Raw genomic sequence first — 16196 nt, 5'->3', positions numbered from 1 at the left:
CATTTTGAATCTGACGAGATTAAAAATCTCATTTGTGCTCCAGCCGATTCAAGCCAAGGCTTGTTTCAAACTTTTGCGTTCATTCTGCAAGCAGAATGTTTACTCACTCGTTGTTCAGTTTTCAAAGATCAAACTTGTTTTGTTACCGAACGTTGTTCTCTTCAGCAACTCTTATATCTTACCACATCCGAACCAACTTTGCAAGCTCTTTTTTTTCAAGTTTCTTTCGAAGCTTACTTCATTTGCTTGCCGCACCGTGTAAACTGTGTTTTCTTGGCCGGAATTAGAATATACCATGTACAGATTTTGATTGCAAGTCTTTTTTTAAGTACTTATACATCTTTTTATAATCTTCTGGTATATCTACAATACCACTGATATCTCTAACCAAAAGGTCTCTCTATAAAAGAAAGACCCTCTCCTCAAGTTGCTCTAATATCTATAGTTAACCGATAACCTCTTGAATGTGAAGCTGCCGTTGCTGCATTAGGTTAATGATAGTTCCTTCTACTGACACCATAGGCCGTGTAGGATGATCTCGATCAGAGAATACGATCTCTCCAATTTGGTTATTGCTGAGTTTCACTCGGATGCCATTATGGATTTGAGTTGATCGCTGAACAAATACTCTTACAATTGCAGGATCCAATTTCCCAAATGCCTCACTTTGGATCTGTTCTAGGACCAAGTATGGTGATTGTGCCTTGCGGTAAATCTTCTCCAGCGTCATGGCGTGGAAAATGTCGGCGATAGCTACAATCTTAGCGTAAATATGAATCTGCGTCCCACTAAGCTGCAACGGGTAGCCTGATCCGTCAACTTTTTCATGATGCTGCAAAGCTGCAAGTCTGGCACCCTCATTAATGGCCTTTGCCTGTTTAAGAATCTGGTAACCATATTTGGTGTGCTGCCGAATCTCTTCCTGTTCTGCGAGGGTCAACGTTGATGGTTTATGGAGAATTTGCGGATCTACTTTGTTATTACCGATATCATGGAACAAGCCTGCAAACGCAACTTGCATCCAATCCTTGGAGGGAAGATCTACCCACTGGGCCAGTTGATAGGATGTGATTGCACTCAGTACAGCATGGTGATATACATAATCATGTTCTTGCATTACTCGTGGACTGAAGGTAAGCACATTATATTGTTTGAGATGTGCAAACACAGCCTCTAACTGTGTACGCAACTCATATACAGGCAATTCAGCCGCCAGAGAGGACAGAAATGCATTTTTAGTTAATCCAACCATCTTCTCATACTCATCCTGCAGAGACGTTACTACAGGGGCTGTGGTGACGTTCCCTGTCTTCCCTGTCCGTTCACCACTCTTCTCAGTTGTTGTACTTCCTGCGGAAGCAGATGCACCTTTGGTTCCTGTAGTACTCGACCCTGTTCTCTCTTGCTCAATATCTACCTGATGGATCATAAAGGCTCTGAGCACTTCCATATCCTTGGGTAAAATGACTTTTCCCTTCTGAAGCAAAACGTTCCCACGAAGCGTTTGCACATCACTCCCAAGTTTCAGTCCTGGTTTGACTTCTGACAGGGTGATTAATCCCATGTATATTCCCCTCACTCATCGTTCTTCTATGTTAGTAACAAACAAGACCATAGTCCCGGTTTTTCATGATATTTCCCATTATATTACTCAGGAATCAGGCTGTACATCCCAGATTCGGAACAATAGAAGAAGAGATTCCTTTATACAAGAAAAGGGCTCCCAATGGGAGCCCTCGCAATCTTCTTCCAATCTCCAAGAGATTGGTTTTTATAACATTCTATTTTTATGCTTCCGAACCGGAATCGTCGCCTTCAACTTCAGCATCAGCGTCCGCGTCAGAAACGGTGCCTTCTTCCAGGCTTACTGCCGGAGCTTGGGTTTCCCCAGCTTCCGTGCCTTCAAGTGACTCATCGTCTGGTTCTTCTTCATTTTTGTCAATTCGGCTGACTGTAGCTACTGAATCCTCGTCACGAATATGAATCAGCTTCACACCCTGCGTGTATCGACCCATAGTGGATATGCCTTCCATGCTCATCCGGATCAAAGTACCGCTAGACGTAATAATCATCAGATCCTCTTCGGTTTTAACCATTTTGAGGCTGACTACTGCGCCATTCTTCTCTGTGACATTAATCGTCTTGATCCCTTTACCGCCACGAGTCTGCATTCGATAGTCACTCACAGGTGTACGTTTACCGTAACCTTTGGCTGTAACGATTAGAACATCAAGGTCTTTATCAACTACATCCATGCCAATAACGGCATCCTGTTCATCCAATGTGATCCCTTTGACACCGGTAGCACTACGTCCCATGGAACGTACATTACCTTCGGAGAATCGAATAGACATTCCGTGAGCTGTACCCATAATGATCTCTTGCTGTCCATCAGTCAGCTTAACATCGATCAGAATGTCATCATCACGCAAGGAAATACCGATCAAGCCGCCTTTGCGGATATTCGTGTAATCCTCAAGTGGTGTTTTCTTCACAACCCCTTGGCGGGTAGCAAAGAACAGGTATCTGTCACTTTCAAATTCCTGAACCGGAATCACGGCATTAACTGATTCACCCTGCTCAATCTGGATCAGGTTGATAATCGGCGTTCCCCGTGCGGTACGTCCAAGCTCTGGAATCTCGTAAGCTTTGAGACGATACACTTTACCTTTGTCCGTGAAGAACATAAGGTAATTGTGAGAGTTGGTCACGAACAGATGCTCAACAAAGTCGGTATCTTTCGTATCCATACCCACGACCCCACGACCACCACGTTTCTGGCTGCGGTATGTCGATACCGGCAGACGTTTCACGTAGCCTGTATGGGTAATCGTAATGATAACCTCTTCACGCGGAATCAGGTCCTCATCCAGAATACTCTCTTCACCTACAGTGATCTCTGTACGACGATCATCGCTAAAGCGGTCGCGGATCTCTTGCAGCTCTGTACTGATAATCTCAAGCACCAGATGTTCATTGGCCAAAATTTCGCGATACTCTCTGATTTTGACCATCAGTTCGTTATATTCATTTTCAATACGTTCGCGTTCCAGACCTGTGAGGCGTTGCAAACGCATATCGAGAATAGCTTGAGCCTGATCATGACTGAGTGAAAAACGCTCAATCAACCCTTCTCTGGCTGCATCTGCATTACTGGATGAACGAATCAATGTAATAATCTCATCGATATGATCCAGGGCAATGCGCAAGCCTTCTAGAATGTGTGCACGAGCTTCAGCCTTCTTCAGCTCAAACTGCGTACGTCTGCGAATAACCTCAATCTGATGCTGCAGGTAGTGATACAACACTTCGCGCAAGTTCAGGATTTTAGGTTCTTTATTCACAATCGCAAGCATGTTAATTCCGAAAGTGGATTGCATCGATGTGTGTTTGTATAGGTTGTTCAGGACAACCCCCGGATTCACGTCTCTGCGAAGCTCAATTACAACCCGCATACCATTACGGTCAGACTCATCACGAAGGTCAGTAATGCCATCAATCTTTTTATCACGTACCAACTCGGCGATTTTCTCAACGAGTCTCGCCTTGTTCACCTGATAAGGCAGCTCTGTAACGATAATTCGCGCCTTGTTATTGTTCTCTTCGATGTTGGTTTTGGCCCGCATCGTTACTGAACCACGTCCGGTCTGATACGCTTGGCGGATGCCTGAGCGGCCCAAAATGTAGCCGGATGTAGGGAAGTCTGGTCCTTGAATATAATCCATGAGTTCCATGGATGTAATGTCCGGATTTTGAATCATGGCCTGTACACCATCAATGACCTCACCCAGATTATGAGGAGGAATATTGGTGGCCATACCTACCGCGATCCCGCCGACCCCATTGACAAGCAAGTTAGGAAAACGAGCAGGCAGAACGATTGGTTCATGTTCTTCACCGTCATAGTTCGGCTGGAAATCAATCGTATCCTTGTTGATATCTCTGAGCATTTCCATAGCAATTTTGGACAAACGGGCTTCGGTATAACGCATGGCTGCTGCCATATCGCCATCGACCGATCCAAAGTTACCATGTCCATCTACATGCATATAACGCAGGGAGAAATCCTGTGCCATCCGTACCATCGTCTCGTAAACAGCAGAGTCACCGTGTGGGTGATACTTACCGATAACTTCGCCGACGATTCTGGCTGATTTTTTATGTGGTTTATCGGGTGTCATGCCGAGCTCTGACATCGCGTACAGAATACGCCGGTGAACCGGCTTCAATCCATCACGCACGTCAGGTAAGGCACGGCTAACGATGATGCTCATCGCATAATCCATAAACGATTCACGCATCTCGACGCCTATATCCCGATCTGTAATCTGAGAGTTCATTTCTTCCGCCATGCTGGACCTCCTTCTTGTCCTTCAACAAACGTTCCATTCCGTCATGCAAAAAAATTGATTATATGTGAAAAGCCTAACAAGGCTAAAACCGCGCAAGAACGCTACTCTTTATTATATTACTTTCACAAAAGTTACACAATTAAACGTCCGCTGGGCAATAGCCTTTCTTCCGGGAACTTCTGCGTGTCTGGGGATACGCCCTGCCTTCCTCCCCAATTGCACATACAATGCTAGAAAAACGGCATATGTACTGTGCCCATCAGGGCTAAAGCCATTCCCTTCCTACGATCAAACTGCAAATTGTGCAGCTCATCGCACAAAACGCCATATTTCTCTATTATACCACTGAAATCGTCTCTTGTCCTTTGATTTCTCCGCGTCTTTCCCTCTTTCGAACAGAGCAAAACATGAAAGGACTGATGAATCTTGGTTATCCAACGCGTCTCCAGCAAATGGGCCAAAACGACTGTTTTACAACGCAGTCGCATTGTGAGTGAATATATCCCAGTGACCCGAAAATATAGCCGTCAAACTCTGGAAGGAATGACTGAATTATTTGAGTCCAACTATATCAAACCGGACCGCGGCACTTACGGGAATGGGGTCATGCGGGTGAAAACAACCCGTTTATACGAACCTGTCGTTATTTCCGAAGGTTCCACCACAGATGCAGAGGTTCCGGAAGAACCCAATGATCTGGACCTACCTGATGAATCCGAAGCAAATGCTGTTACCTTCAGAGATACTCAGCTCATAACAACCTATCAACTCCAATACGGTACAGAGGAGAGATCATTTTATTCTCTGGACGAACTTGAACGAGCGCTGAATGATCGCATTCAGGAACGTGATTATATCATTCAACAGGGAATCTCGCTGATGAAACATGGAGATTTACCTTTTGACTTGCGGGTGTTGACTCAGAAAAATCTGCAACACAATTGGGAAACAACAGGTATTCTGGGACGTGTTGCTGCACCGGGCAAAATTATCACCAACATTCATGGTGGTGGACGATTGGCCACGTTTGAAGAACTCGTACTCCCCCATCTTCACCAGGATGGCTTCAAGAAACTCCGCAATGAGCTGTACCGCTTAGGTAATCATACTGCTGTGCAATTGCAAACATCATTTCCAAAGCTCAAGGAGATTGGTATTGATATTGCGCTAGACGAAGAAGGACGTCCCTGGATTCTTGAGGTCAACACACTGCCAGGCATTTATGCTTTTGGCTTATTGCCGGACAAGGAGACGTATCGGAAGATCAGACGTTATGCCATTGCGTACGGTCGTTTGCCCTCCAAAAAGAGTAAGAGCTCTCGTCCATCCGCCAAAGCACGGGCCTCGTCTGCCAAAAAACGTGTACGTCGCTAACAACGGGATACGGAAGTCTACTGCTTCCTATTTCGTGATTCCAATAATATAAAAAGGCGCCCTCTCAGGCGCCTCTTCGAATATCGTTAAATGTCGAGGTTTTTCACGTATTTCGCATTTTCCTGGATAAAGTCACGACGCGGTTCAACATTATCTCCCATCAGGGTGTCGAACATCGTATCAGCAAGTATGGCATCATTGATCGATACTTGCATCATGGTCCGGCTCTCCGGATCCATCGTTGTTTCCCATAATTGTCCGGCATTCATCTCACCAAGACCTTTGTAACGCTGAACGTTGAATTTCGCATTTTCGCCGAGCGTTGCAATAATTTCATCACGCTCTTTCTCGGAACCGGCATAACGAATTACTTTGTTACGCTCAATCTTGAACAATGGCGGTTGTGCGATATATACATAACCTGCCTCAATGATTTTACGCATGTACCGATACAGGAATGTCAGCAATAGTGTTCGGATATGGGCACCATCGACGTCGGCATCGGTCATCAAAATGATTTTGTGATAGCGGGCTTTAGAAATATCGAAGTCATCACCAATACCTGTACCCATTGCCGTAATAATTGCCCTAATCTCCGCATTACCCAAGATCCGGTCGAGACGAGCTTTTTCCACGTTCAGAATCTTACCACGCAGCGGCAAAATCGCTTGGAAATGACGATCCCGGCCTTGCTTCGCTGATCCACCGGCAGAGTCACCTTCGACGATGTACAATTCGCTGATTGAAGCATCCTTGGATGAACAGTCTGCCAGTTTACCTGGAAGTGAGCTTACTTCGAGTGCACCTTTACGACGTGTCAGTTCCCGTGCTTTACGAGCCGCTTCACGCGCACGTGCTGCTTGTAGTCCTTTTTCCAAAATGCGACGGGATACGGAAGGATTCTCTTCCAGGAACTCCTGCAGTTTCTCGGCAAACAAGGATTCGACAATCCCACGAACTTCGCTGTTACCCAGCTTGGTCTTGGTCTGTCCTTCAAATTGCGGTTCCGGAATCTTGACTGAAATAATAGCTGTCAAGCCTTCACGCACGTCGTCCCCGGAAAGGTTACCCGTGCTGTCCTTGATTACCCCCGCTTTACGGGCGTAGTCATTGATAATCCGCGTAAGGGCGCTCTTGAAACCTGATTCATGCGTTCCGCCCTCATGCGTGTTGATATTGTTTGCGAAGGAATAGATATTCTCGGTGTAGTTGTCATTGTATTGCAGGGCAACTTCCACCTGGATGTTATCTCTGGAGCCTTCGACGTAAATTGGATTTTCATGCAGTACTTCGCGCTTCTGGTTGAGGAAGGAGACATATTCGATAATGCCGCCTTCGTACAGGAACGAGTTGGTAGCACCTGTACGCTCATCCGTCAGTGTAAGACCAATACCCTTGTTCAGGAACGCCAGCTCACGAATACGGGCCAGCAAGATGTCATATTCATAAACTCTTGTTTCTGTAAAAATTTCAGGGTCTGGATGGAATCTAACCGTTGTTCCCGTTTCTTCGGTTGTACCGATCACTTTCAGGTCATACTGTGGAGCACCACGGCGATATTCCTGTTGATAAATATGTCCCTCACGTTTAACCGTTACAACCACTTTTTCAGAGAGTGCATTCACAACGGACACACCGACACCATGCAAACCACCGGATACTTTATATCCGCCGCCACCAAATTTCCCCCCTGCATGGAGGACAGTCATAACGACCTCAAGTGCAGGACGTTTCATTTTGGTATGTTCGCCGACAGGAATACCCCGTCCGTTATCGACTACAGTCACGCTGTTGTCTTCATGGATACTGACCTCAATGTGGTCACAGTAACCTGCAAGCGCTTCGTCAATACTGTTGTCCACTACTTCCCAGACCAGATGATGCAGGCCCTTGGAACTGGTCGAACCGATATACATCCCCGGACGCTTCCGTACGGCTTCCAATCCTTCAAGGACCTGAATTTCATTCGCATCATATGACGGTTGATTCATAGACATGCCTTTCACCTACTTCTATAGATTCAATATCGTAAATATGCGTTAACTAAGAATGTTTGCTGAAATAGGCAACGTCCTTCATTTCAGCCAGATGTCCACATAAAAACAAGCAGAAAAAGACATACCTTATGCGACACAAACGCTAGAGATCAGGAAAAATGTGAGCCCGCTTCTTCAGCGTGGCTGAGGAAATAGGCGAGTAGTACACAATGTTTTTGGTCACCACAATGGACTTGGCTTCCTCTTCACCGATGTGTTCCACTGTTTTTTCCTGCTCGGCATGTGTGACATACTGCTTGGAGATCTTTGAGGATTTTTCAATCGATATATCAAAAATAGCGACCAATTCGGAAGAACGGATGATCTTCTCACCGCCCAGATGAATGTACATAAGCCCTCACTCCTTAGCGTTCAACCTGTCCGGCATGAACGTGATAAATACTGGCATCTTTGAGCTTGTCAACGTTCAGGCTCTCGATCCCCGTAGCCGTAATAAAGGTTTGCACCTTGCTCTGGAACGTTTCGATCAGCTGCGTCTGGCGAAAAGGGTCCAGCTCGGACAGAACATCATCCAGCAACAGAACTGGATATTCTCCGATTTCTTCATGAATCAGTTCAATTTCCGCAAGTTTAAGGGACAACGCTGTTGTGCGCTGCTGCCCCTGCGAGCCATATGTTTGTACTTCCCGATCGTTAATGAAAAAGGACAGGTCATCCCGATGCGGCCCACTAAGGGTTGTGCCTCGGCGAATCTCCTGCTCTTTCATTTGTGATAATTTTATCATAAATTGGTCCATTAAGACAGCTTCATCTTCCTCAGCGGCTTCGCTGAAGGAAGGAAGGTAGGCCAGCCGTAAGACTTCTCCGCCTCCGGTGATCCCCTGATGAATCGTTTCTGCCCACTTTTGCAGTTTCTTTATGAATTGTTTCCTTTTTTTGACGATTTTAACACCATGCTCGACCAGTTGTTCGTTCCACACCTCAAGCATGGTCTGGGCTGATGCCCCTTGTCCCCAAAGCTGCTTAAGCAAATTGTTTCGTTGGACGAGTACTTTTTGGTATTGCTGCAGGTGATACAGATAACCTGGTGCTACCTGCCCGATCTCCATGTCAAGAAACCGGCGGCGGACCCCCGGTGTGCCTTTTACAATCTCCAGATCCTCCGGTGCAAACATTACGACATTGAGCGCTCCGACAAAATCACTTAACTTGCGTTGCTCCAGGCCGTTAATCTTTGCTTTTTTGCCTTGTTGCGACAAAGATAGCTCAAGCTTGACCGATCCGTACTTTTTGTCGACCTCTGCTGCAAGTCTGGCACGTTCCTCACCAAAACGAATCAGCTCCTTGTCACGGGAGGTACGGTGGCTCTTGGTGAGTGCAAGTACAAAAATCGCCTCTGCAAGATTTGTCTTGCCTTGGGCATTTTGCCCGATCAACAGGTTCACAGGACCAAAAGAGTCCAGTCTGAGATGTTCATAATTGCGGAAATTCTGCAGATCAATGCTGTTCACAAACACGCGGTAACCTCCCTTTTATCCCGTCCGTCAGGAGGCAGCAGGATCGAACTGGTCTTCTTATTCTGCAGCAACTTCGAATGTGCCTTCTCCGTCCACTTCAACGATATCCCCAGGGTATAACTTACGTCCCCGGCGTTCCTCAGGCTCTTTATTCACACGTACTAGCCCTTCCTGAAGCAAAGCTTTGGCCATACCTCCAGTTGGGATGCAATCCGCCAGTTTCAAAAATTGATCAAGCTTAATATATTCCGTTCGAATTGTAACTTGGTTCACTGTGATCTTCCTTTCGTTAGTTGGTCGTCCGATATGGCAATATCACATAAAGGCTATGACTGTCATCCAGCGGTTTCAAGATGATTGGACTCATGACTCCTGTAAAAGCGATCATCAGCTGTTCACTTTCAACGACTTTCAGCACATCCAGCATGTATTTGGAGTTGAACGAGATTTTTAACGGATCTCCTGTAAACTCGGCAGGTTCGATTTCTTCTCTTACTTTACCTAGCTCGGAAGAACTTGAAGAAATTTCAACGGATCCCGAATCCATCGTTTGCATACGCACGATGTTTGTTTTCTCTTCACGCGACAGCAAATAAGCCCGGTCAATGGATTCACTTAATTTTTTTGTATCTAAAACAAGTTCTGTTTTGTATGACGTTGGAATAATTCTAGAAGTATCGGGATATGTTCCGTCCAGAATACGGGAGTAGAACAATACACGGTCGATTTTAAACAGGACTTGATTATCCGCAACAACGATATCCACAAGCGTATTTTGATCCGGAACAATTTTGCTCAGTTCGTTCAGCGTTTTACCGGAAATCACTACGTTGTTGAAGCGGATACCTTCTGCATTATCCAGCATTGCTGAACGAGTAGCAAGACGGTGACGGTCTGTTGCCACAAATTTCAATTCGTTGTCACCCAAACTCCAGAGTACACCTGTCAGGATTGGCGTTGTCTCATGTGTGGAAATGGAGAAGACGGTTTGTTTGATCATATTTTTCAGCAAATCTCCTGGAATCGAGACCGTTTGATTTTCTTCGATGCTTGGAAGTACCGGGAATTCTTCCGGATCAAGACCTACCAGTTGAATCTCGGTAGCACCTGCGGAGATAAAGGTGTTGAAGTTCTCTTTGACTTCCATGTGCACTTCTTGCGATGGCAGCTTCTTGATAATCTCCACGAAAAACTTGGCTGGCAAAACGACACTGCCGGGTTGATCTACCTGAACTACGCTTTTATCTCCATCTTCAAGCGGGATGAAGGATTGAATGGATATATCGGTGTCACTTGCTGTCAACGTTACACCTTGATGATTCACGTCGAATTTGATACCGCTCAGAATCGGAATTGTTGTACGGCTCGAGATCGCTTTGGATACTTGCTGTATGGAATCGTTTAAGTAGTTTTTCATTATGCTGATTTTCATGGTTTCACTCCTAGCTGATTTTTTGGGTGTTGGGGTGTTAAAAGGTGTTTTTCAAAGGCCGAAGGCTAAGCTCCGAAATGGCTATTTTGGAGATGATATCTTTAAGATCTTTTTAGTAATAATAGTAATAGGGGCACTGAATATGTGGATAAGTGGGTATAAACCCGTACACCCAAGCCTATCCACATGTGTATACGTTGTGCATAGGCTTGGGACTTGTTCAGGTTGGATTCTTAATTTTTTCGGTTAAGTTGTTGATAACTTTATAGAGATCCTGATCGTTTTTAATCGCTTGGGAGATTTTTTCGTGAGCATGTATGACAGTGGTGTGATCTCGTCCTCCGAATGCTTCCCCAATTTTGGGCAGAGAAAAGTCTGTCAGTTCACGAGAGAGATACATGGCAATCTGTCTTGGGAAAGCAACTGCCTTGGTCCGTTTGCGTGCTTTGAAATCTTCAAGCTTAAGGCTATAATACTCGCCGACCTTTTGTTGGATGTCATGAATAGTGATCATTTTGGGACGACTGGAAGGAATAATATCCTTCAGTGCTTCAGCTGCCAGATGAGTGGTTACATCTTGATTAGTCAGTGAAGAATAAGCAACAACCCGAATCAGGGCGCCTTCCAGTTCACGGATGTTGGTGTCAATCTGGTTGGCAATGTACATCATCGCTTCATTCGGAATATCCAAGTTTTCCGCACGTGCCTTTTTACGCAAAATTGCGATCCTTGTCTCCAAATCTGGAGGCTGGATATCCGTGATTAACCCCCATTCAAAGCGAGAACGAAGTCGTTCTTCCAGTGTCGGAATTTCCTTCGGTGGTCTGTCGCTGGAGATGATGATCTGCTTCCGTTCCTCATGCAGCGCATTAAACGTATGGAAAAATTCCTCTTGTGTTGATTCTTTTCCCGCCAAGAACTGAATATCATCAATGAGCAAAATGTCGACGCTCCGGTATTTGTTACGGAAGCTCTCCCCGCGGTTGTCACGGATCGAGTTAATGAATTCGTTCGTGAATTTCTCAGACGACAAATAAACGACTTTGCTGCCCGGATCATGCTCCAGAACATAATGTCCGATCGCATGCATCAAGTGAGTTTTACCGAGACCTACTCCTCCATACAGAAAGAGCGGGTTGTATGCTTTGGCGGGCGCTTCAGCGACCGCCAGCGATGCGGCATGGGCAAAACGGTTGCCCGGCCCGATGACAAATGTATCGAACGTATATTTCGGATTCAGCATGCTGAGTACCGCTTCTTCCTGTACAACTGTAGGCGTTGGTGCCGGCAGTTGCGGGTCTGGTTCAGTAGGCTTGTTCTCTTCAATGACAAATTTCACATCGACTTGCTTGCCTAGTAGCTCGTATACCGTCGAGCCAACCAATTTGGTGTAACGGCTCTCCAGCCATTCGACGGCAAACGTGGTTGGTGCGGAAATGACGATGGAGCGGTCATTTAGCTTGGTGGCTTTGGTGGCTTTGAACCAGGTGTCAAAGCTGGGTTTGCTGAGTTTGTTTTGTATGATTGATAAAATTTGCTGCCATAAATCAGAAGTATGGCTGTCCACAGACTGTCACTCCTTTTACATGTTCCAAGTGTGGCTTAAGCCATGATGCAGTGTCGAAATACGAGATATATTGTTGAATTTATCCCCAAACCCCCGCAGGTCGAAAACAAAAAAAGTATGAACAACGGAAAATTGTTCACAACTTTATCCACAGGCTGTTGATAATATTATGGGTCAGATCACATATTCACATCCAAAAGTAATACAATCATAGCAAAAGAAACCCCGCATTTCAACGTATCGCGTGATTTTATCCACAAATTCAATAACTTGTGTATAATTTTTAGTCACAACACAATATATTGTTTATAAACTGTTTAATTTTCGACAGAAAGACCCAAAAACCAAAAATGTTTTATACACAGGTTATCCGTCAAATGATGCCAAATTGTGTGTAAAAGTATTCTTCGTTTGTGAATAACCTGTCTGTGGATAACCGTGAAGTGAAAATGAAGCATGATCGAGATCGGGAGAAGAGTCACCTCTCACCCTTGTGTTTTTTGTTAAAGGGTAGATGATAAAATCCATGAATTCAGCGTAAGGCTGGAAGGCAGAAAAGACCCCAATTGGCGTATTGTTAAACAAGAAATGTGATTTGGTTTCTGAGGAGATGGCGATCTGTGAACATCGATATAAATGGATAATGAACAAAGAGGAATTCATTTTAAGACAAGTGGAACATGAATTGTCCGGAATGAAGAGGTAAGCCGAAACTCAAATATTGAGGTAGAAGTGTATGACTATATGATATGAATCCAAACGACAATTTATGAATTTATAGCAAAAGAGGGTGTCCCCTAAAACCGATTTTTGGTTTTAGGGGACACCCTCTTTTTTTGTGAGGAAACGAAGTGTGGATTGATAATTTAGAGTCGAGGAAGGGACATCTTACGCTGGAATTCAGCGATATCTGCGTATTCCTCTTCCAGTTTGCGAGAGATCCGAATAAAGATGGGCAGCAGCTCCTGATAAAGCACAGCATTCTCTTTGACAGGGGTATGTCGATGCGTTGTACCCACCATGGAAGAAACGGCATGAAGCGATTTAATCCGCCCAGTAGCGTACAAACCAAGTACGACGGCCCCCAGACAGGAACTTTCAAAACTCTCGGGCACAACGACCTCCTGATTGAAGATATCGGACATCATCTGGCGCCAGAGAGGGGAACGAGCAAACCCACCGGTGGCTTGAATGGAGGTAGGTTGCCCAATCTGTTCTTCCATGGCAAGCAGTACTGTGTATAGGTTGAAAATAACGCCTTCCAGGACAGCACGAATCATATGCTCTTTCTGATGATGGAGTGTTAAGCCAAAAAAGGAACCACGGGCATCCGGATTCCACAATGGTGCACGTTCGCCCGACAGGTACGGATGGAACAGAAGCCCTTCCGATCCTGGCCGGACACGTTCGGCAATTTTGGTCAGCACATCATAGGAATTGATGCCAAGTCGCTTCGCTGTCTCCACTTCAGATGCGGCGAATTCATCCCGCACCCAGCGAAACAGCATGCCACCGTTATTCACAGGCCCACCAATAACCCAAAGATTCTCAGTAAGGGCGTAACAGAACGTACGACCTTTGGGGTCGGTAACCGGACGGTCCACGACGGTACGAATGGCCCCGCTGGTTCCGATCGTTGCTGCGACAACACCAGGTTCAATGGCGTTTACGCCGAGATTGGATAAAACCCCGTCACTTGCGCCAATTACAAAGGGTGTGGAGGGGGAGAGAGCCATTTTTTCAGCCGATTCGTGATTCATTCCTTCTAATATATGTGTTGTAGGTACGAGCTTCGAGAGATGGTCGGGTGTAATGCCTGCAATCTCAAGAGCTTCTGTGTCCCAGTCCAGTTGTTCCAGATTGAGTAAGCCCGTGCAGGAAGCGATGGAATGGTCGACGACATATTGTCCGAATAGACGGAAGAACAGATATTCTTTAATCGAAATAAATTTGGCTGTACGCTCAAAAAGTTCAGGTTCATCGTGGCGCAGCCACATTAATTTGGTCAGCGGTGACATGGGATGGATCGGTGTACCTGTGCGCAGATAGATGCGATGGCCCAATCCATTCTCTTGCTCTTGCAGCTGGGCAGACCAGGCTGCACTTCGATTATCCGCCCAGGTGATGCAACGGGTTAAGGGGGTGTTATCCTGTCCCATGGCAATGACACTATGCATAGCTGAGCTGCAGGACACAAACAGGATCTGCTCGGCAGCAACGCCGCTCTGATCCATAACTCCCCGGACAGAGCGGAGGGCCGCTTGTACAATCTCTTCAGGGTCCTGCTCGGCAACATCGGGTGCAGGGGTATACAAAGGGTATTCCTGTGTTGAGGTACTGATGACGGACCCTTGCTCCGTAAATAAAACGGATTTGGTACTGGTTGTACCAATATCGATCCCAATCATATAGTTGTTCATATATTTAATCCTTCTTTCTCCAGAAAGCGATGAGGTTTTAATTTCTTTCTACTATAGAGACTCCATTTATACCACTGTACTTAGCAGCAAAATAAAGATCAGTCCGACCACGGATAATAGTGTTTCCATAACGGTCCACGTTTTCAATGTCTGGGAAACGCTCATGTTAAAGAATTCTTTGATCATCCAGAATCCCGCATCGTTCACATGGGACAAGATGAGTGACCCTGCACCTGTAGCGAGTACAACCAGCTCAATATTGGTACCTGGTGTGAGTGCAAGCACTGGAGCGACAATGCCGGCAGCAGTTGTCATAGCTACGGTGGCTGAACCGGTAGCTATACGAATGAGCGCAGCGACAAGCCAGGCAAACAGGATCACGTTGATGTTGGCATGGGTAGCGACATCAGCAATGGCGTTACCCACACCACTATTGATCAATACCTGTTTGAAGGCACCGCCTCCGCCAATAATGAGAATGATGGTCGCCGTAGGCGCCAGACATTCACTGGTGAAGCGAGAAATATCGTGTTTGGTGAATCCACGTGCAAAGCCGAGTGAAAAGAGGGCGAATACAACTGAAATCAGCAGAGCAATGATCTCATGACCGATAAATTCACTGAAAACGGTGAAGCCACTTGTGGCATTTGGGTCAATGATGCTGGCTATGGAACCAATTAGCATCAGAATAACCGGCAGCAATATGGTAAACAGGGTGATACCAAACCCAGGCATGTTGCTGTTTGTTTTGGTTGCGAATTGTTCAGCCAGTTCAGCTGGCGGTTCGGTGTGTATTCTTTTGCCAATAAATTTACCAAACAAAGGACCTGCAATAATCGCTGTAGGAATACCAACAATAAGGGAGTACAAAATGGTTTTACCCAGATCCGCGCTGTAGGCTTCAATTGCTATCATTGGCGCAGGGTGGGGTGGGACCAAACCGTGTACAGTCGATAAACCGGCCAAAATGGGAATCCCAATCTGCAGCAGAGACATATTGGTTTTACGTGCAACGGTGAAAATGATGGGAATCATCAAAATCACGCCAACTTCGAAGAAAACGGGAATACCAACGATAAATCCAACAATCATCATGGCCCAGTGCACACGTTTCACACCGAACCGATCAACCAATGTTGTTGCAATGCGCTCGGCGCCGCCAGATTCGGCCATCATCTTACCAAGCATCGTACCTAGAGCAATAACAATTGCAATGGTTCCAAGTGTGCCGCCAAGTCCCCCGGTAATGGAAGAAATTACATCGGCGGGTTTCATGCCTGTAAGCAAACCAAGCATTAATGCGGACAACAGCAGGGTGATAAAGGGATTCCATTTATACTTGGAAATCAAGACGATCAGAAAAACAATCGCAATTAATGTCCAAACCAATAATGTTGCGTTGTGGGATAGTCCAAAAAGAGTGCTCATGATGTGATGTGCTCCTTTATTTCTGATATAGAACGCTTACAAGTGAGATTGTCGTCAACATTTTTTCTCGTGCCTGTACCAAATAGAAAAGGTGTTGGTGAGAAATGTA

The 16196-nt window shown here is 45.7% G+C and carries 11 protein-coding genes; 1 reads left to right on the top strand and 10 read right to left on the bottom strand.

Annotated features, from left to right (window positions below; translation table 11 throughout):
* Positions 1-445: 445 nt before the first annotated feature.
* Positions 446-1564 carry an HD-GYP domain-containing protein gene (locus ACE3K2_RS24485; protein ID WP_421896096.1) on the bottom strand — a complete coding sequence of 373 codons (1119 nt, stop codon included), beginning with the start codon at positions 1562-1564 and terminating at the stop codon, positions 446-448.
* 223 nt (positions 1565-1787) lie between these two features.
* Positions 1788-4352: a DNA gyrase subunit A gene (gene gyrA / locus ACE3K2_RS24480; RefSeq protein WP_421896093.1), complete on the bottom strand. Its 2565-nt coding sequence runs from the start codon at positions 4350-4352 to the stop codon at positions 1788-1790.
* A gap of 426 nt (positions 4353-4778) precedes the next feature.
* Between gyrA and ACE3K2_RS24475 the strand changes: the two genes are divergently transcribed.
* On the top strand, positions 4779-5726 hold the full coding sequence (locus ACE3K2_RS24475; protein WP_421896091.1) for a YheC/YheD family protein: 948 nt from the start codon (positions 4779-4781) through the stop codon (positions 5724-5726).
* An 86-nt stretch (positions 5727-5812) separates the two neighbouring features.
* Here the strand turns inward: ACE3K2_RS24475 and gyrB are convergent, their stop codons facing one another.
* The 8 genes from gyrB to ACE3K2_RS24435 form a co-directional block, all read right to left on the bottom strand.
* On the bottom strand, positions 5813-7723 hold the full coding sequence (gene gyrB, locus ACE3K2_RS24470; protein ID WP_421896087.1) for a DNA topoisomerase (ATP-hydrolyzing) subunit B: 1911 nt from the start codon (positions 7721-7723) through the stop codon (positions 5813-5815).
* A 142-nt stretch (positions 7724-7865) separates the two neighbouring features.
* Positions 7866-8114 (bottom strand): extracellular matrix regulator RemB, encoded by a 249-nt coding sequence (remB, locus tag ACE3K2_RS24465; protein WP_017691405.1) that lies wholly within the window; start codon positions 8112-8114, stop codon positions 7866-7868.
* Between the two features lie 13 nt (positions 8115-8127).
* Positions 8128-9240, bottom strand: a complete 1113-nt coding sequence (gene recF / locus ACE3K2_RS24460) for a DNA replication/repair protein RecF (RefSeq protein WP_076216624.1) — start codon at positions 9238-9240, stop codon at positions 8128-8130.
* Positions 9241-9297: 57 nt separating this feature from the next.
* Complete coding sequence (yaaA, locus tag ACE3K2_RS24455; protein WP_036611994.1) at positions 9298-9513, bottom strand: S4 domain-containing protein YaaA; 216 nt, start codon at positions 9511-9513, stop codon at positions 9298-9300.
* 16 nt (positions 9514-9529) lie between these two features.
* Positions 9530-10672: a DNA polymerase III subunit beta gene (dnaN, locus tag ACE3K2_RS24450; RefSeq protein ID WP_017691408.1), complete on the bottom strand. Its 1143-nt coding sequence runs from the start codon at positions 10670-10672 to the stop codon at positions 9530-9532.
* Between the two features lie 220 nt (positions 10673-10892).
* The gene (dnaA, locus tag ACE3K2_RS24445) at positions 10893-12239 is read right to left on the bottom strand and encodes a chromosomal replication initiator protein DnaA (protein ID WP_282319771.1); all 1347 of its coding nucleotides are present in this window, start codon (positions 12237-12239) and stop codon (positions 10893-10895) included.
* Between the two features lie 866 nt (positions 12240-13105).
* Positions 13106-14659: a gluconokinase gene (gene gntK, locus ACE3K2_RS24440; protein WP_421896081.1), complete on the bottom strand. Its 1554-nt coding sequence runs from the start codon at positions 14657-14659 to the stop codon at positions 13106-13108.
* A gap of 66 nt (positions 14660-14725) precedes the next feature.
* Complete coding sequence (locus ACE3K2_RS24435) at positions 14726-16087, bottom strand: gluconate:H+ symporter (RefSeq protein ID WP_421896078.1); 1362 nt, start codon at positions 16085-16087, stop codon at positions 14726-14728.
* Between the last annotated feature and the right edge of the window lie 109 nt (positions 16088-16196).

The sequence above is a fragment of the Paenibacillus sp. genome (assembly GCF_048976745.1).
GTDB lineage: Bacteria > Bacillota > Bacilli > Paenibacillales > Paenibacillaceae > Paenibacillus.
This window is presented reverse-complemented; position numbering and strand designations above follow the sequence as displayed.